Origin of the sequence: Rhodoferax koreense, assembly GCF_001955695.1 — a bacterium.
In the GTDB taxonomy this organism is placed as follows: Bacteria; Pseudomonadota; Gammaproteobacteria; order Burkholderiales; family Burkholderiaceae_C; genus Rhodoferax_B; species Rhodoferax_B koreensis.
Genome location: NZ_CP019236.1, coordinates 350,856 through 366,740 on the forward strand (window position 1 = coordinate 350,856; position 15,885 = coordinate 366,740).

At 69.6% G+C, this 15,885-nt stretch carries 17 protein-coding genes; 10 read left to right on the forward strand and 7 right to left on the reverse strand.

Features of this window, described 5'->3' with window-relative positions:
* Nucleotides 1-109: 109 nt before the first annotated feature.
* On the reverse strand, nucleotides 110-1,162 hold the full coding sequence (locus RD110_RS01620) for a MerR family transcriptional regulator (RefSeq protein ID WP_076196055.1): 1,053 nt from the start codon (nucleotides 1,160-1,162) through the stop codon (nucleotides 110-112).
* Between the two features lie 74 nt (nucleotides 1,163-1,236).
* A complete protein-coding gene (locus RD110_RS01625) occupies nucleotides 1,237-2,745 on the reverse strand; it encodes an aminotransferase-like domain-containing protein (protein WP_076204233.1) in 1,509 nt (502 codons plus the stop codon).
* Between the two features lie 176 nt (nucleotides 2,746-2,921).
* Between RD110_RS01625 and RD110_RS01630 the strand changes: the two genes are divergently transcribed.
* Complete coding sequence (locus RD110_RS01630; RefSeq protein ID WP_076196057.1) at nucleotides 2,922-3,320, forward strand: hypothetical protein; 399 nt, start codon at nucleotides 2,922-2,924, stop codon at nucleotides 3,318-3,320.
* A 25-nt stretch (nucleotides 3,321-3,345) separates the two neighbouring features.
* A complete protein-coding gene (locus RD110_RS01635; protein WP_076196059.1) occupies nucleotides 3,346-3,825 on the forward strand; it encodes a RidA family protein in 480 nt (159 codons plus the stop codon).
* An 18-nt stretch (nucleotides 3,826-3,843) separates the two neighbouring features.
* On the opposite strand, the gene RD110_RS27685 is transcribed toward RD110_RS01635, so the two are convergent.
* Complete coding sequence (locus tag RD110_RS27685) at nucleotides 3,844-3,987, reverse strand: hypothetical protein (RefSeq protein WP_157900030.1); 144 nt, start codon at nucleotides 3,985-3,987, stop codon at nucleotides 3,844-3,846.
* Nucleotides 3,988-4,001: 14 nt separating this feature from the next.
* Nucleotides 4,002-5,576, reverse strand: coding sequence for a winged helix-turn-helix domain-containing tetratricopeptide repeat protein (locus RD110_RS01640; protein ID WP_162277343.1), 1,575 nt, complete (start codon nucleotides 5,574-5,576; stop codon nucleotides 4,002-4,004).
* 34 nt (nucleotides 5,577-5,610) lie between these two features.
* Between RD110_RS01640 and RD110_RS01645 the strand changes: the two genes are divergently transcribed.
* A complete protein-coding gene (locus tag RD110_RS01645) occupies nucleotides 5,611-6,699 on the forward strand; it encodes a Bug family tripartite tricarboxylate transporter substrate binding protein (RefSeq protein ID WP_157900031.1) in 1,089 nt (362 codons plus the stop codon).
* A 27-nt stretch (nucleotides 6,700-6,726) separates the two neighbouring features.
* Here RD110_RS01645 and RD110_RS01650 read toward each other — a convergent pair whose 3' ends face one another.
* A complete protein-coding gene (locus RD110_RS01650) occupies nucleotides 6,727-7,224 on the reverse strand; it encodes an HNH endonuclease (RefSeq protein ID WP_076204236.1) in 498 nt (165 codons plus the stop codon).
* 144 nt (nucleotides 7,225-7,368) lie between these two features.
* Between RD110_RS01650 and RD110_RS01655 the strand changes: the two genes are divergently transcribed.
* Together RD110_RS01655 and RD110_RS01660 are read left to right on the forward strand one after the other, a co-directional pair.
* The gene (locus RD110_RS01655) at nucleotides 7,369-8,304 is read left to right on the forward strand and encodes a hypothetical protein (RefSeq protein ID WP_076196065.1); all 936 of its coding nucleotides are present in this window, start codon (nucleotides 7,369-7,371) and stop codon (nucleotides 8,302-8,304) included.
* 40 nt (nucleotides 8,305-8,344) lie between these two features.
* Nucleotides 8,345-9,514 (forward strand): glycosyltransferase family 4 protein, encoded by a 1,170-nt coding sequence (locus tag RD110_RS01660; protein WP_076196067.1) that lies wholly within the window; start codon nucleotides 8,345-8,347, stop codon nucleotides 9,512-9,514.
* A 34-nt stretch (nucleotides 9,515-9,548) separates the two neighbouring features.
* Here RD110_RS01660 and RD110_RS01665 read toward each other — a convergent pair whose 3' ends face one another.
* Entirely contained in the window at nucleotides 9,549-10,307 is a 759-nt protein-coding gene (locus RD110_RS01665; RefSeq protein WP_239467149.1) for an aldolase, read from the reverse strand.
* 30 nt (nucleotides 10,308-10,337) lie between these two features.
* Entirely contained in the window at nucleotides 10,338-10,937 is a 600-nt protein-coding gene (locus RD110_RS01670) for an IMPACT family protein (RefSeq protein WP_076196071.1), read from the reverse strand.
* Between the two features lie 43 nt (nucleotides 10,938-10,980).
* On the opposite strand from RD110_RS01670, the gene RD110_RS01675 reads away from it, so the two are divergent.
* From RD110_RS01675 to RD110_RS01695, 5 genes are all read left to right on the forward strand, one after another.
* Nucleotides 10,981-11,781, forward strand: coding sequence for an MlaE family ABC transporter permease (locus RD110_RS01675; RefSeq protein WP_076196073.1), 801 nt, complete (start codon nucleotides 10,981-10,983; stop codon nucleotides 11,779-11,781).
* A gap of 5 nt (nucleotides 11,782-11,786) precedes the next feature.
* Nucleotides 11,787-12,767, forward strand: coding sequence for an MlaD family protein (locus RD110_RS01680; protein ID WP_076196075.1), 981 nt, complete (start codon nucleotides 11,787-11,789; stop codon nucleotides 12,765-12,767).
* Complete coding sequence (locus RD110_RS01685; RefSeq protein ID WP_076196077.1) at nucleotides 12,764-13,384, forward strand: hypothetical protein; 621 nt, start codon at nucleotides 12,764-12,766, stop codon at nucleotides 13,382-13,384. The genes RD110_RS01680 and RD110_RS01685 overlap by 4 nt, the downstream gene beginning before the upstream one ends.
* A 107-nt stretch (nucleotides 13,385-13,491) precedes the next feature.
* On the forward strand, nucleotides 13,492-15,138 hold the full coding sequence (locus RD110_RS01690) for a rhodanese-related sulfurtransferase (protein ID WP_076196079.1): 1,647 nt from the start codon (nucleotides 13,492-13,494) through the stop codon (nucleotides 15,136-15,138).
* A gap of 33 nt (nucleotides 15,139-15,171) precedes the next feature.
* Nucleotides 15,172-15,885, forward strand: a complete 714-nt coding sequence (locus RD110_RS01695; protein ID WP_076196081.1) for an SOS response-associated peptidase — start codon at nucleotides 15,172-15,174, stop codon at nucleotides 15,883-15,885.

Here is a 15,885-nt window from a genome sequence, read left to right on the forward strand (position 1 = left end):
CGACGAAGGCGGGAGAACGGGGTTGAGACGAGTTGTAAATATTCGTGCTCGACCCGTGAAGCTTTCCCCATGAACTGGCGGCTGACCGAACTGCCTGTAGTGTTGGCGATTAAGCGCAGGCTTGCGCTTCGCCTTTCGGTCGCCAAGCCACCATGCCTTGGGTCCGTGCCCTGACTTCCGGAGATGCCAGGCAAGTCGCGACGGCTTCGTAGCCGGGTGAACCCGGATGCGCAGCAACAAGCGCTGGCGGACTGTGATTGGCAGGGCAAAAGATGATTGTCTCGTCGGCATCAACTGTGGCCAGATCAAGGATCGCGCAGGAACGAGTCATCAGGAAAAGTGGCTTGCCGCTGGTCCTGCGGCGACGCAAAAATGCGATCACGGCTTCTTGCGTGCCTTGATCCAGCCCCTGTTCGACCATATCGATCACCAGAATCGTCTGACCGTCGGCTTCGATCCCGGCAATCAAAGCAATCAGTGCTTCGGACGAAGAGGCGCCATCTTCGAGGAGCCAAGTCAGCGCTTGATCAACGCGCGACCTGAGTCCAGAGTCGTCTGCAAGCTGTAGCGTCGTGTCTGCTTTCAACCGATCGAGTCCTAGAAAAGCTGCGCCTGGCAAGACTTCAGCCAAGCGCAAGGCCAACCGGGTCTTTCCACTTCCGAGTGGGCCGACGATGTAATTCAGCGGCTTGATTTCGGGCAAACTGAAAAGCTCGCCGCCCCAGGGCCATGGAAGCTCGAATTCGACCGGGTGTGTTGCCGTCGCGGCCAGCAGGTATGTCAACTCCGCCGCTATCGGTGTCTGGCCCCGGTCAAGGTCGGCTCGCACGCGACGTACTTTTTCGATCGTGCCGATGAGTTGTCCGACTTGGTTTTCGAGCGCGGCCTGATGGGCTGCCAGCGAAGGCACCAGCGCCCGGACATCGCCTTCGATGACGCGAGCCACTTCGGCAAGACTCAGGCCGAGTGCGCGCAGGGCCACGATTTCGGCGCCACGGGCCATTTCGTTGGGACCGTAAGACCGCCATCCTGCCGGGTTTCGCGCTGGCGTGATCAATCCGCGTTGTTCGTAAATGCGCAGGGCTTTGGCGGAAACGCCAAGTCGTTTGGCGGCTTCCGAAGGACTCAGGAATCGATTGGTGGAGATCAAGATGCACCTCATTGTTGACGAAGGCTTGCCTTTATCGGGGTGACCCCAGGGGCCGGGTCAAGCGCTCTTTTGAACCTTCGAAAAACTTACCGTGAACGGGTTTTCACGGCCAACAACCCCGCCAACTGCCGCAGGGCCGCATCCACCGCCTTCGAATGCGGATCGCCGCAGCAGATGCGCATGAAGTGGTCGTAGCGCGCCGAGTTGGAGAACAGCGTGCCCGGCGCCACCCGGATGCCGAGTTTCAAAGCCGCGCTGAACACCGGCTGCACCGGCCGGTGGTCGGGCAATTCCACCCACAGCATCATGCTGCCCTGCGGCAGGTTCAACCGCGTGCCGGCGGGGAAGTAGGTGGCGATGGCTTCGGCCATCTGTTCGCGCTGGGTCTTGAGCTGTTGGCGCAGGCGCAGGATGTGGCGGTCGTAGGCGCTGGTCTGCATGTATTCGGCGGCGGTCATCTGGGCCAGGGCTTCGTTGTAGCGGCTCTGCGCGTACTTCAGCATCTGGATGCGCGCGTGCCAGCGGCCGCCCGCCACCCAGCCCAGGCGCAGGCCGGGCGCCAGGGTCTTGCGCAGGGAGCAGCAGTAGATGACGTTGCCGGTCTGGTCCCAGGCCTTGGCGGTCTGCAGTTGCGTATCGCCGTCGGCCAGCGCGCCGTAGGTGTCGTCCTCGATCAGCGGGATGCCCGCGCCTTCGCACAGCGCCACCAGGCGCGCCTTGTGGTCGTCGGGCATCACGCAGCCCAGCGGGTTGTGCAGGTTGGGAATGGCCACCACGGCCTTGATGGCCGGGTGCGTGCGGAACGCGAGTTCCAGCGCCTCGATCGACAGGCCGGTGGCGGGGCTGGTGGGAATCTCCAGCGCGCGCAGTCCCAGGCTTTCGATGATCTGCAGCAGGCCGTAGTAGGTGGGCGACTCCACGGCCACGGTGTCGCCGGGCGATGTGACGGCGCGCAGCGCGATGTTCAGCGCCTCGGTGCAGCCGTAGGTCACGACGATGTCTTCCGCCGTGAAACGCATGCCCGCGCCGAGGGCACGCCGCGCGAGCACGGTGCGCAGGTTCACGTCGCCCTGCGCGTTGACGGCGCTCACCAGCAGTTCGGGCTTCTGGCGCAGCACGCGCGTGGCCGCACGATGCAGCGCCTGCGCGGGATAGGCCTCGGGTGCACCGTAGGCGCCGGCGAGGTTGGTCACGAGCGACGCGCGTTCGCACTGCGCCACATAGTCCGACACCTTCTGGTGGATCCCCCGGTAGTGGGTCCGGTCGAGTGGACCCGGCGCATCTTCCAGCGCCGTGCCGATCTCCGGTTCACGCAGCGGCACCAGCCTGGCCCGGCGCGGCTGCTGCACGAAGTAGCCCGAGCGCGGCTTGGCGGCGAGCAGGCCTTCGTCTTCAAGCCGGTGGCAGACTTCCAGCGCGGTCGACAGGCTCACCTGGTGCAGCAGCGTGAGTTTGCGCACCGAGGGCATGCGCTCGCCTGGCGCGAGCACGCCCGCATGGATGGCCTGCCGGTAGTGGCTGGCCAGCCGCTGGTAGAGGGGCGAGGCCGGAGAAGGCGGAGAAGTCGGCGAAATCGGTGGAGGAAGTGCGGCCATGGCGGGATGATCCTTGGCGCCACGCTTGCAGCACAGGCACAGATGCGGCGTTTCGGGACCATAACAGATGCTGTCTGGCGCTTCTGTCACGGCACAGAAAGCATTGGCGTGTGCCTGTTCTGTGGTGTTGCCGCTGGCTAATCTTGGTGCTCCCTGAACCTTGTTGCGAGACCACCATGAAGACCCCGCCCGCCGCCGCCCCCAAACTTCCTGTGCACCAGATGCTGCAGGTGCACGCCGGCCAGTCGCAGATGCTGTACTGGCCGGCGGGCACCGTGGTGTCCCCCTTGCGCGGTGGCGTGTGGCTCAGCGAGACGCCGCGCTGGCTCGGCGAACAGCTGCTGCGCCCACGCTGCCGCGTCGAGGCGCATGCCACCCATGTGCTGGCCGAGGCGGGCTGGGTCGTGGTCTGGGCCGAGGTCGGTGCCGTGCTGCGGATCGTGCCGGGCATGGCCGCGCCCTCGGGCTGGGGTGCGGTGGTACAACCCGCGCGGGGCTTGATCGCAGCCTCCATCGTGGCCGCATGGCGCAAGGCTGGCCGGATTTTCGGCCGCGGCCCGGCGCGGCTGGCCTGACTTTCATCCACTGCCGATTGACTTTATGACCATCTCCAGAAACACCCTGCTCGCGCAAGCCGCCGAAAGCGTCGGCTTCGACCTTTCCGAAGAAATCCGCATCGGCGGCAACTACACGCCGGCCATCGTCCATGCCGGCACGGCCTTCGTGAGCGGCCAGGTGCCGCGCATCGGCAGCGCCGTGGCGGTGACGGGCCGGGTCGGCGCGGAGGTGACGCTCGCGCAGGCCCAACATGCGGCGCGCATCTGCTGCGTGCGCACGCTGGCCATCCTGCGTGATGCGCTCGGTGGCCTGGACGCCATCGCGCAGGCGCTGCGCATGACGGTCTACGTGCAAAGCGCCGCGGACTTCACCCAGCAGAGCGAGGTGGCCGATGCGGCGTCCGAACTGCTGCACCAGGTGCTCGGCGCGGCAGGGCGGCATGCGCGGACCTCGGTGGGTGTGATGCAGCTACCCAAGGGCGCGGCGGTGGAAGTGGACCTGATCGTGGCCGTGGATTCATAAATCTCGAGACGGTGGGCCTCAGCGGTACCAAGCCACCAGCAGGCTCATCACGAGGCACTGCGATGCATTGGCTGCGTTGACGAGGATCAGCTTGTTCCATTGACGGGCGCTGCGTTCGTAGAGGCTGGCGGCCATCACCGCATTGGCACCGGTCCGCACCATTCAGGTTGCGCCGGTCACGGCAGGCCCGCGGCGGCCAGCAGGGCGAGAAGTTCGTCCATCTGCTGGCGGTGCGCGGCCTCGCGTGCGGGGGGCAGGCGTTCTTCCACCGCTTGCAGACTCTTGAACACCGTGCGCTCGCGCAGCACCGCGATCCAACTGCGGGCTTCCTCGGTCGCGGCCAGCTGGTGGGCGGCGGCGGCACCCGTCAGGTAGGCGGTGCCGAAGTCGGGATTCACCGCCATCGCCTGCTGCGACGCCTCGAACGCGCCGCGGTAGTCATGCAGCGCCAGATTCGCCCAGGCCAGCGCCAGGTACCAGATCACCCGCAGCGGTTCGCGCGGCCCGAGGGCGAACGCCCGCGCGCACAGGGCGGCGGCCTCCTCGGGATGGCCCCGGCGCGTTCGGATCAAGGCCAGCAGGCCATGGGCCGGCGCGTGCGAGCCGGACAGGCGCAGGCACTGGCGCAAGCCCTCTTCGGCGCGGGCCGTCTGTCCCAGGCTGTAGGCCACGAGGCCCAGCACATAGTGGGCGTCGGGCTCGCGCGGGTCCAGTGTGACGGCGCGCTCGGCGTGCTGCAGCGCCTGGGCGCGGAGCACGGCCGGCGCGGCATCGCCCCATCCGAACTGCGACTCGCGCCAGCGGCAGAACGCCTGGCACACCGAGGCCATCGGCAGCTCGGGCGCCAGGGCCAGGGCCTGTTGGGACCAGGCGCTGGCCTGGGCGGTGACCGCCCGCGTCTCCGGGCGTGCGAAGAGGTCGACCCAGGCCCGGCTGGCCAGCATCAGGGCCTGGGACTGCGCCGGCCCCTGCGGTGTGCGGACGCCCGCGGCATGGCCCAGCAGTTCGAGATTCAAGGCCCGCGCCAGCCGGCCGACGACGATGCCGGCCGTGTCCCACCAGTGGGCGAGCGGCAGTTCCACGGTGTCGATCCACGTCTGCGTGCCTTGGTCCACGGCCACCAGCTGCACCCGCACCGACAGCGTGTCGCCCTGCACTTCGAGCAGGCCATCGACCACGTAAGCCGTGCCGAGTTCGCGGCCGGCCTCGCGCGCGCCGGGCCGGTGGTGGCCCTCGTAGTTCAGCATGGTGCCGAGCGAAACCACCGTGAGTTGCGGATGGCGCGACAGCTCGGCGATCAGATCGTCGAGCAGGCTCTCGCGGATGAAACCGTGGCTGTGCGGCAGCAGCCGCGCGCGCAGCGGCAGCACCGCTAGCGAGTGCGGCCCCAGGGACGTGGCTGCACCGGCGGCGCTTGCCACTGGCGATGGCTCTTCGGTCACCACGGCCAGCGCCAATCGATAACCCTTGCGCGGCACCGTGGCGATGGCCTGCGCGCCCAGGACCTTGCGCAGTTGCGCCACCGCTTCGTACAGGGAGCCGGGCGTGACCACCACCTGGGGCCAGACCGCGTCCATCAACGCCTCCGTGCGCACCAGCGCCCCGTTTGCGGCGGCCAGCACGCACAGCAGGCGCATGGTACGTGGCTCCAGCTTGACGCTGCGCTCGCCGTCGTGCAGCGTGTCGAGTTGTGCATCGACACGCCATCGGTCCAGCATGAAGGCTGCGGGGAGGTCGGAGGAAGGCGACACTGCGGGCGGGGGAAGCAGACGACGAGACATGTTAATGAATTCCTCAGGCATCGTTCATGTGCGGCTCAGGCCACCGGCCGGCCTGGCGCGCACCATGGTGCCACCGACATTCACCTGGAGCTTTGCCATGCGAACCATGCAGATGCCATCGACCCTTCGCTGGTTTTCCAGCTTTCGGCACGGGGCGGCGCCGCGCCCCTTGCGTCGCTGGCTCTCATGCGCCGTGTGGCTGTGCTGCGCAGCCCCGGCCGTGGCGCTGGCCCAGCCGCAAGCCTGGCCGGCCCGGGCCATCCACCTGGTCGTGCCCTTCGCCGCCGGCACGGCGCCGGACACCATCGCGCGAACGCTCGCCGACAGCTTCACGCAGACCCTGGCCGTGCCGGTCGTCGTGGAGAACCAGCCCGGCGCCGGCGGCACGATCGGCGTGGGCCGGGTCGCCAGGGCGGCCGGCGACGGCTACACGCTGGTGCTGTCCGGTGATGCCGCCATCGTGGGGGATGCGCGCTTCGGCGTGCAGCTGTCCTACGACCCGGCCATCGATCTGGTGCCGATCTCCCAGATCGCGATGACACCCAACATCCTGGTGGTGGGCAACGACGTGCCCGCCCGCACGCTGGCCGAATTCGTGGCGCTCGCGCGCAGCCGGCCCTGGGGCATGAGTTACGCCTCGGTCGGCTACGGCACATCCTCGCACCGCGGCGGCGAACTGCTCAGCCGCGCCGCCGGCCTGGAGATGGTGCACGTGCCCGGCAGCGCCAGCCCGTTGCCCGACGTGGTGAGCGGTCGCATCTCGATGTTCTTCGCGAATGCCGCCTCGCTGGCCCTGGTGCGCGAGGGAAAGCTGCGCGCGCTGGCGGTTTCCTCGCGCGAACGCCTGCCCAGCGCGCCGGAGCTGCCGACCGTGGCCGAATCCGGCTTTCCGGGTTTCGAGGCCGTCGCATGGTTCGCCCTGTTCGCCCCCAAGGGCACGCCGGCCGAGCTCGTCGCGCGGCTGGAGGATGCGGCCCGCAAGGCGGTGGCCGGCCCGGCGTTGCGCGAGCGGCTGCAGGGCATGGCCGCCGTGCCGGTGGGCGGCAGCGCCGAGGCCTTGGCGGCGCTGGTCCCGGGTGGCGCCGCGCGCTGAGAACGGATGCGCGTCTCGGGCAGGTCGCTAGGACCGCTGCGCCTCGCGCAGCCGGATCTTCTCCATCACCGACAGGTGTTCCATCTGCTTGTTGCAGTCCGCATGCGCCAGCACCTTGTTGGCCAGATGGTCCGGCCCGCCGTGCGTGAGGGGCACGAGGTGTTCCTCGGTGATGTCGTCTTCGAGCGGCCGGCCACACAGAAAACACGCATCGCCATCGCGCGCCAGCAGGGTGCGCACGGTCTGTGAGCGCAGCCGTTTGCCGGGCTGGCCGCGGTGGCTGTCGGAACCGCGCCAGGGCAGCTTGGCCAGCCAGCATTGCACGGCCAGCGCCGAGTCGCCGCCGTAGGTGATGTGGCCGCTGGCCTGCCGGCTCACCACGTGCACGCTGCCCTGCGCGCGAAAGCGCAGCACTTCCCACTCGCTGGCCGGCGCCAGCACTTCGCCGCCGCGCTCGGTGATGAAGGCCTGCAGCGCGGGCAGGCGGTTGCGCAGGTCGCGCAGGGCGATGTTGGGGCGTTGCATGTCAGCGCCGCCCAAGCGATGAAGGTGGGGATTTCATTCTGCCCGGAATGTACGACACACGGCCTTTGCGACGCTTGGCATCGCCAACCGCGACGAGGCGATTGGCCCGTTGCCGCTAAGCTTGGTGGCCGTTCCTTTCCTCCCATGCAATTCCTGTCCCTGACTACCTTGCCCGCCTGGGCCTGGATGCCCATCGTCATCTGGGCGGCTTTCGCGCAGACTATCCGCAACGCCGCGCAGCGCAACCTCACGGCCAGTACCGGCACCCTGGCCGCCACGCTCGCGCGCTTTCTCTACGGCCTGCCGTTTGCGCTGGCCTGGCTGTTGGCGGTGGTCGGCCTGGGTGGCGCGCCGCGGGGCCTGCCGGCGCTCGGGCTGAATCACCTCGCCTGGGTCTGCCTGGGTGCGCTGGCCCAGCTCTGCGCCACGGCCTTGCTGCTGATGGCGATGAAGGCGCGCAACTTCATCATCGCCGTCACCTACTCGAAGACCGAGGTGCTGCAGGTGGCGCTGTTCGGCACGGTCTTCCTGCACGAGGTGCCGAGCGTGTTGGCGATGCTGGCGATGGTGGTCGCCACGCTCGGCGTGATCCTGCTGTCCGCGCCCAAGACATCGGCCGCTGGCGCCGGCTCCGGCTGGCTCAACCGCACGGCGCTGTTCGGCATCGGCTCGGGTGCATGCTTCGCCCTGTCGGCAGTGGGTTTTCGCGGGGCGGCGCTGGCCCTGCCGGGGCATTCGCCCTGGCTCATCGGCGTGTGGAACGTGGTCTGGGCGCAGGCCTTGCAGACACTGTTGCTCGGCGGCTACCTGGCGTTGCGCCAGCCTGCGTCCCTGGTCGCGGTGGCGCGGGCCTGGCGGCTGTCCATCGTGGCCGGGATGATGGGTGCGGCCGCGTCCATCGGCTGGTTCACCGCCAGCGCCGTGCGCCCTGCGGCCGACGTCCGTACCCTGGGCCTGGTCGAAGTGCTGTTCAGCTACTTCGTCTCGCGCCGCGTGTTCCGCGAACCGCTGCACGCGAGCGAGCGTATCGGCCTGGCGCTGGTGCTGGTCGGGCTGGTGGTGGTCTGCGCACAGTTGTGAAGCGGCCGGTGACGCGGGGCGATACCGCACAATCCGCGGTATGTCCCGTACAGCCAAACAACCCACCTACCTGTTCGTTCTTTCCTGGTCCCTGGCATATCTCGGCGGTGTCAACCAGGTCGTCATCAACCTCGCCCGGCAGATGGAGCGTGACGGCCAGCTGCGTTCCATCGTGCTGGTGGCCGACTGGGAGGCCGCCGAGCCCGTCTGGGAGACCAGCCACGGCCTGACCGTCGTGCGCTGGCGCCTGCGCACCTGGCAGGCTGGCATGCGTTTGAAGGAGCGCCTGGCCTACTGGTGGTGGGAACGCCGCTTTCGCCATGATTTCGCCCGCTTCTGCGAGGAGCACCAGGTCGTGGCCGTCAACTGCCATTACCCGGGCGCCTCGGCCTTCACGCTGCAGCGCGCCGCCGCACGGCTGCGCCGGGCCGTGGCGCTGATCCTGTCCTTTCACGGGGCCGACCTCACCCAGCTGGCCGCGCTCGACGACGCGGCCCTTACCCCCTGGCGGCGGCTGGCCGCGCGCGCGAAAGCGGCGGTCGTGTGTTCTTCCGACCTTGGCGAGCGTTTCGCCACGGTGTTCGGCCGGGCCACGGTGCCCGTGGTGATCCACAACGGCCTGGACGTCGAATACTTCCGCGCGCTGGCCGATGGGGCGGCGCCCGCAGGCCCGCGGCGCACCATCCTGAGCGTGGGCAGGTTCGAGGACAAGAAGGGGCAGGACGTGCTCATCGATGCCTTCGCGGCCATCGCCGCCGCGCATCCGGACGCCGATCTGGTCCTGCTCGGGGCCAGCGCGGTCGGCAGCAACCTGCCCGCGCTGCAAGCGCAATGCGCGCGCCTCGGCATCGCGAACCGCGTGCTTTTCTTTCCGGACACCCCGCACCACGAGGTGGCCGGCTTCTACCAACGCGCCACCGTGTTTGCCCTGCCCAGCCGGCAGGAGCCGTTCGGCATCGCCATCCTCGAGGCCGGCGCGTTCAGCCTGCCGGTGGTGGCTTCGCGGGTTGGCGGCATTCCGGAAATCATCACCGAAGGCGAACACGGACTGCTGGTCGCGCCGGACGATGCGGCTGTCCTGGCGCAGGCATTGAGGACGCTGCTCGCCGCGCCCGACGAAGCCCGCGCCATGGGCCGGCGGTTGCATGAGCGTGTCATGGCCACCTTCAGCTGGCGCACGGCTTGCCAGCAATATGTGGCCTTGATCTGAACCGCCATTCCCGCAGCAGGTTTCCCGAAGCTTCTCAGCGCACGAACGGGGCGGGCACGAGGCGGCGCAGCGCCTCGAAGAACAGCTCGGACTGCTCGCGTTCACCCTGGATCTGTGCCGCCACGCGCGCGGCCAGCGCGGCGTTCACCGGCACCAACGGCCGGCCGGTGGAGGCCGCCAGCACCTGGTGCTGGCAGGCGCGTTCCAGGTAGTACAGGTCGTCGTAGGCATGGTCGATGCGCGCGCCGGCCACCACCACGCCGTGGTTGCCGAGGAAGGCGATGTCCTTGCCGCGCATGGCCGCGGCGATGCGTTCGCCTTCGGAGTGGTCCAGCGCCAGGCCGTTGTAGTCGGCGTCGATGGCGATGCGGCCGACGTAGCGCATGGCGTTCTGGCTGAGCGTGGGGTCGAGCGCGCGGTCCACGGTGAGCGTGAGCGCCGTGGCGAAGGGCATGTGGGTGTGCAGCACCACGGCATGGCCGGTGATCTTGTGCACCGCGGCGTGGATGAACAGCGCCGTCGGCTCCACCCGGTGGCGACCTTCGAGCACGCGGCCGTCGCCATCGATCAGCACGATGTCGTCGCCGCCGATCTCGCTCCAGTGCAGGCCGCGCGGGTTGATCAGATAACGGTCGGCCTCTCCGGGCACGGCCACGCTGAAGTGGTTGCAGACGCCTTCGGACAGGCCGTGCAAGGCGGCGGCGCGCAGGGCCAGCGCCAGGTCTTCGCGCAAGGGCCGCAATGCGGGTGACAGCATGGGCGGCGCAGCGGGTATCGAGGGCAATGCAGACATGGCTTCATCTCTCATGGGGGATGGAATCCATCATACCGGCGCGGTGGTGTCGAGCCAGCTCACGCGGCCCTGGCCGACATCGTTGATGCGCTGCACGAAGCGTTCGGCCTCGGCCTCGGGCAGGCTGAGATACAGGCTGACCACGCTGCCGTGTCGCACGTCGGCGAGCGTGGCGCCCGCAGCCTCGATCTCGCGCCGCAGCAGGCCTTCGAGCGCGAACGGCACGCTGCAGGCGAGCGGCCGCATGCGCTGCAGCGGCCGCTTTTCTGCGGTCAGCAGGGCCTGCGCCACCGCATCGGTGTAGGCCCGTACCAGGCCGCCGGCGCCGAGCTTCACGCCGCCGAAGTAGCGCACCACGGTGGCCAGCACGCCGTCCAGGTCCTGGTGGCGCAGCACGGCCAGCATCGGCCGGCCCGCGGTGCCGCCGGGCTCGCCATCGTCCACCGCGGCCGACTGGCCGCCGGCCAGCAGCGCCCAGCACACATGGGCCGCGCCGGGATGTTCGGCGCGCAGCGCGTCGACCCGCGCCTGGGCCAGCGCGCGATCGGCCATCGGCTCGACGCAGCCGATGAAGCGGCTCTTCTTGATCAGCAGCTCGCTGTGGGCGGGGGTGCGCAGGGTCATCGGCATGGGGCGAAAGCTTAACCGGCGGTGGCGTCGGTATCATCGTTCGATGCTCTGCGCCCCGCATCCCCCAGACAGCCTGCCGCGGCGCGCCCTGGGCGTGCTCGCCGGCTGGTGGGGTGTGCTGCACTTTGGCGCGGTGGCGCTGGTGCTGGCCCTGTCGCCGTCCACCCACCGCGGCGCGCAGCGCCTGGCCATGGCGCGGCTGCTGTACCAGACCACCTGGCAGGTGCTGCCCTGGTTCACCGCGCTGTGCGCGCTGGTGAGCCTGGTGCTGGTGCGCATCGTGCTCGTCACGGCACAGAGCTACGGCCTGTCGCAGTTCGCGCTGGAGATGGTGGTGCGTGTGCTGGTGCTCGAGCTGATCCCGCTGTCGGCCGCGTTGTTCGTGCTGCTGCGCTCCGGCCTGGCCACGGGCTCGGAGGTCGCGCAGATGCGCCGCCGCGGCGAGCTCGAAGGCTGGCAGCACGGTGTCCTCGCGCCCTGGCGCAGCCACCTCGTGCCCCGTGTCGTCGCCAGCGCGTTTTCCGTGGTCACGCTGGCCGCGGTGAGCTGCGTTGTGGCGCTGGTGGTGGCCTACACCGTGGTCTACGGCTTCACGCCCTGGGGCTTCGCGGCCTACACGCGCATGGTCGGCCGGGTGTTCGAGCCGGCCGTGGCGCTGGGCTTCGGCGTGAAGCTGATGCTGTTCAGCCTGGCGGTGGCGGTGATCCCGATGGCCACGGCGCTGCAGCAGGCGCCGGGCCATCCGAGGCCCGTGGACTTCGTCGTCGTCCCCTATGGCACGGTGCGCCTTCTGGTGGTGCTGGTGCTGATCGAGGCCGGTTCCCTGGCCGTGAAATACATTTGAAGCCGATGCCGACACCCGACACCCCTTCCACGCCGCCCCCGTCAACCGACGGCCAGCCCGTCGCCCACATCGAGTTCAAGGCCATGCTGCTGCTCGCGCTGATGATGGCCGTGGTGCTGGGTTCGGTTGCCTACGTGCTGTATGCCCGCGGCATCTTTGAGAACACCCAGCGCCTGGTGCTGCTGGCCGACGATTCCGAAGGCGTGGTGGTCGGCATGGACCTCACCTTCTCTGGTTTTCCCATCGGCCGCGTGCGCCGCACCGAACTGGCCGAGGACGGCAAGGTGCGCGTGCTCGTCGACGTGGCCACCGACGATGCGCGCTGGCTGCGCACCAGCAGCGTGTTCACCATGGAGCGCGGTGTGGTGGGCGACACCAAGCTGCGGGCCTTCACCGGCGTGCTGACCGATCCGCCGCTGCCGCCCGACGCCGAACGCCCCGTGCTGCGCGGCGACGTGACCGCGGAAATCCCGCGCCTGATCGCCACCGTCCAGGCCCTGGTGGAAAACCTGGCGAACATGTCGCGCGACGGTTCGAGCCTGAATGCCACGCTGGACAACACGCGCGCGCTGACCGGCAAGCTCGGCGGGCCGGAAGGCGCACTCGGCGTGCTGCTCGGCAGCGATGCCAACGCCAGAAAAGCCATCACCGCGCTGGACCGCACCAATGCCTTGCTGGCCCGTACCGAGTCGCTGCTGGGCAGGGCCGACCAGCGCCTCTTCGGCAAGAGCGGTGTGGTCGACGACACCCAGGCCAGCCTGGCCCAGCTCACCGGGCTGCTGGCGGATGCCCGCGCCAGCCTGAAGAAGGTCGATGCCGTGCTGGTCGAGGCCCAGGCCATCGGCGCCAACGCGCGCGTGGCCAGCACCGATCTCGGCGTGTTGCGCGCCGAAGTCGAGGCCAGCCTGCGCAAGGTCGATGCGTTGGTGCAGGAGGTGAATCGCAAGTGGCCGTTCGCGCGCGAAACCGAGATCAAGCTGCCATGAGAATCCTGGTCGCCGCCTTGATGATCACGGGCCTGGCCGGCTGCGCCAAGCGGCCCGTGCCGCCGGACTGGCAACTCGACGCGCGCAACGCGCTGGAGGCTGCGGTCGGCGCCTACCTCGAAGGCAACGACCGCATCGCCGACGTCGAGATGGCCCGGGCGCGGCGGGCCCTCGGCGCCACGGCACGGCCCGACCTGCTGGCGCGCGCCGAACTCGTGCGCTGCGCGGCGCAGGTGGCGAGCCTGGTGCTGGCGCCTTGCGCGGCCTTTGACGCGCTGGCCGTGGATGCAGCCCCCGCCGAGCGGGCCTATGCGGCCTACCTCCGCGGCGCGCCTGCAGACCCGGCCCTGCTGCCTGCGCAACACCGTGGCGTGGGCACAGGCCAGAGGCTCACGGCCAGCGAGGATCCGCTGGCACGGCTCATTGCCGCCGGGGTGTTGCTGCAGCGGCAGAGCCTGTCGGACGCCGAGCTGACGGCCGCGGTGGACACGTCCTCCGCCCAGGGCTGGCGCCGCCCTCTGCTGGCCTGGCTCGGGGAACAGCAGCGGCGCGCCCGGGCGGCGGGCGACGACGCCGAAGCGCAGCGCGTGCAAAGGCGCATCGACCTCGTGCGCTGAGGGCCCTTGGCCCATCCGCGTGGCCTGCGCCGTTGCGCAGGAGGGCCATCGCATTTTGCGTCTATCGATATGCGGTTTGGTTGCTTGCAACCGCGTCAGAATGGCGCATGACCCAGCCCCATGCCACCAAGGTTTTCCCCATCACCACCACCGCCCAGGTCCGCGCCGCCCTGCTCGCCCGCGAGGAGATCGCCCTGCTCGACGTGCGCGAGGAAGCGCCGTTCGCCGAAGCCCATCCCTTGTTCGCCGCCAGCCTGCCGCTGTCGCGGCTCGAACTCGAAGCCTGGCGTCGCATTCCGCGCCGCGACACGGCCATCGTGGTGTATGACAACGGCGAAGGTCTCGCCCAGACTGCGGCCGAGCGCCTGGCCGGGCTGGGCTATAGCCAGGTCAGCCTGCTCGAAGGGGGGCTTTCGGGCTGGCGGGCGGCCGGTGGCGAGTTGTTCCGCGACGTGAACGTGCCTAGCAAGGCCTTCGGCGAACTGGTCGAGGCCGAGCGGCACACGCCGTCATTGAGCGCGCAGGAAGTGCAGGCGCTGCTGGAGCGGCAACGCCACGGCGAGGCCGATGTGGTGGTGCTCGACGCGCGCCGCTTCGACGAATACAACACCATGGCCATTCCGGGCGGCATCAGCGTGCCGGGCGGCGAACTCGCGCTGCGCGTGCGCGCACTCGCGCCGGACCCGAAGACCCAGGTCATCGTCAACTGCGCGGGCCGCACGCGCAGCATCATCGGCACGCAGTCGCTGGTGAACGCGGGCATTCCCAATCCGGTGTCGGCGCTGCGCAACGGCACCATCGGCTGGACGCTGGCCGGCCAGGCACTGGCGCTCGGGCAGACGCGGCGTTTCAGCGACGGGGCCGCGCCCAGCCCGGCCGCGCTGGCCGAGGCCGCAAAAGCCGCCCGTGCCCTCGCGGACCGCGCCCGCGTCGGCCGCGCCCGGGCCGAGGACGTGGCCCGCTGGCAGGCCGAGGCGGGCCGCACCACCTACTGCTTCGACGTGCGCACGCCAGAGGAATTCGAGGCCGGCCATCTGCCCGGCTTCACCAGCGCGCCCGGCGGCCAGCTGGTGCAGGAAACCGATGTGTCGGCGCCGGTGCGCGGCGCGCGCATCGTGCTGGCCGACGGCGGCGAGGCCGGCGACGGCGTGCGCGCCAACATGACGGCGTCCTGGCTGGCGCAGATGGGCTGGCCGGTGTTCGTGCGCGATGGCGTCGCTGCGGCCGATCTTTCCGAGACCGGCAGCGTGGCTGCCGAACTGCCACCGGTGGCCGAGCCGCGCTGGGTCGCTCCGCGCCAACTGGCCGAATGGTTGGCCGAGGCTGGGAAGGATGACACTGTGGTGCTCAACGTCACGCCGAGCGCCAGCCACTTGAAGCAGCACATTCCCGGCGCCTGGTCGGCCGTGCGGTCCGAGCTGCCGGCCTTGATCACACGCTGGCCCGATGCCAGACGCTTCGTGCTCACCTGCGGCAGCGGCCTGCTCGCGCGTTATGCGGCGGCCGACCTGGTCGCACTGAAGCTGGATGCCGAAGTGCGGGTGCTAGAAGGCGGCAACGCCGGCTGGGTGGCGGCTGGCCTGCCAACCGAGGCCGGCGAACAGCGCCTGGCCTCGGGCCGCATCGACCGCTACCGCCGGCCCTACGAGGGCACGGACGCGCCCGCCGCGGCGATGCAGGCCTACCTGGACTGGGAATTCGGGCTGGTGGCGCAACTCGGGCGCGACGGCACCCACGGCTTCTTCGTGATCTAGGAGGCAGGGCCGCGCGGGCGTTACCATGCCCCGATGACCGCCCACTACGAATCCCTGCACCAGGCCGACCTCTACCGCACCGTGTTCCATGTCGAGCCTCCGGCCGAGCCGGCCCTGCGCGACATGTGGCCGCGCAAGCCGGGCTGCTTCATCCGCGCCGGCCAGGCAGTGGTGGCCGATGCCGGTGCGGCTGAGCCCGCCACGACCGCCGTACCCCCGCGTGAACGCGTGACGGCGCAATGGGGGCTGGTGCCGCACTGGGTCAAATCCGCGTCCGACGGCAAGCTGCGTGCGCCCAAGCTTGTCAACGCACGCTCGGAGACCATCTCCACCACGCATGCCTTCCGCGATGCCTGGCTGCAGGGCCAGCGCTGCATCGTGCCGATGGCGGCCTTCTTCGAGGACGACTGGCGCACCGGCAAGGCGGTGCCCACCCGCATCAGCCGCATCGACGGCCAGCCCATGGGCGCGGCGGGCCTGTGGGCTGTCTGGACCGGGCCCGACGGCGACACGCTCACGAGCTTCACGCTGCTCACCGTCAACGCCAACAACCATGCACTGCTGCGCCGCTACCAGCCACAGGGCAGCGAGAAGCGCATGCCGGTGATCCTCAACGAAGGCGCACACGACGCATGGCTGCACGTGCGCTTCGAGAAGGCCAGGGAGTTCATGCGCCAATACCCCGCGAACTGGCTTACGGCCAATCCGGTGGAGCACAAGGCGGACAAGGTGCCGCAGAAGATCTGA

Bases quoted from the DNA above. Each gene is read 5' to 3' on its own strand.
- RD110_RS01665 (WP_239467149.1), bottom strand. From the start codon at position 10,307: ATGTCTGCATTGCCCTCGATACCCGCTGCGCCGCCCATGCTGTCACCC.
- RD110_RS01655 (WP_076196065.1), top strand. From the start codon at position 7,369: ATGCAATTCCTGTCCCTGACTACCTTGCCCGCCTGGGCCTGGATGCCC.
- RD110_RS01660 (WP_076196067.1), top strand. From the start codon at position 8,345: ATGTCCCGTACAGCCAAACAACCCACCTACCTGTTCGTTCTTTCCTGG.
- RD110_RS27685 (WP_157900030.1), bottom strand. From the start codon at position 3,987: ATGGTGCGGACCGGTGCCAATGCGGTGATGGCCGCCAGCCTCTACGAA.
- RD110_RS01625 (WP_076204233.1), bottom strand. From the start codon at position 2,745: ATGGCCGCACTTCCTCCACCGATTTCGCCGACTTCTCCGCCTTCTCCG.
- RD110_RS01635 (WP_076196059.1), top strand. From the start codon at position 3,346: ATGACCATCTCCAGAAACACCCTGCTCGCGCAAGCCGCCGAAAGCGTC.
- RD110_RS01630 (WP_076196057.1), top strand. From the start codon at position 2,922: ATGAAGACCCCGCCCGCCGCCGCCCCCAAACTTCCTGTGCACCAGATG.
- RD110_RS01680 (WP_076196075.1), top strand. From the start codon at position 11,787: ATGCCGACACCCGACACCCCTTCCACGCCGCCCCCGTCAACCGACGGC.
- RD110_RS01620 (WP_076196055.1), bottom strand. From the start codon at position 1,162: ATGAGGTGCATCTTGATCTCCACCAATCGATTCCTGAGTCCTTCGGAA.
- RD110_RS01685 (WP_076196077.1), top strand. From the start codon at position 12,764: ATGAGAATCCTGGTCGCCGCCTTGATGATCACGGGCCTGGCCGGCTGC.
- RD110_RS01650 (WP_076204236.1), bottom strand. From the start codon at position 7,224: ATGCAACGCCCCAACATCGCCCTGCGCGACCTGCGCAACCGCCTGCCC.
- RD110_RS01675 (WP_076196073.1), top strand. From the start codon at position 10,981: ATGCTCTGCGCCCCGCATCCCCCAGACAGCCTGCCGCGGCGCGCCCTG.
- RD110_RS01670 (WP_076196071.1), bottom strand. From the start codon at position 10,937: ATGCCGATGACCCTGCGCACCCCCGCCCACAGCGAGCTGCTGATCAAG.
- RD110_RS01690 (WP_076196079.1), top strand. From the start codon at position 13,492: ATGACCCAGCCCCATGCCACCAAGGTTTTCCCCATCACCACCACCGCC.
- RD110_RS01695 (WP_076196081.1), top strand. From the start codon at position 15,172: ATGACCGCCCACTACGAATCCCTGCACCAGGCCGACCTCTACCGCACC.
- RD110_RS01645 (WP_157900031.1), top strand. From the start codon at position 5,611: ATGAATTCCTCAGGCATCGTTCATGTGCGGCTCAGGCCACCGGCCGGC.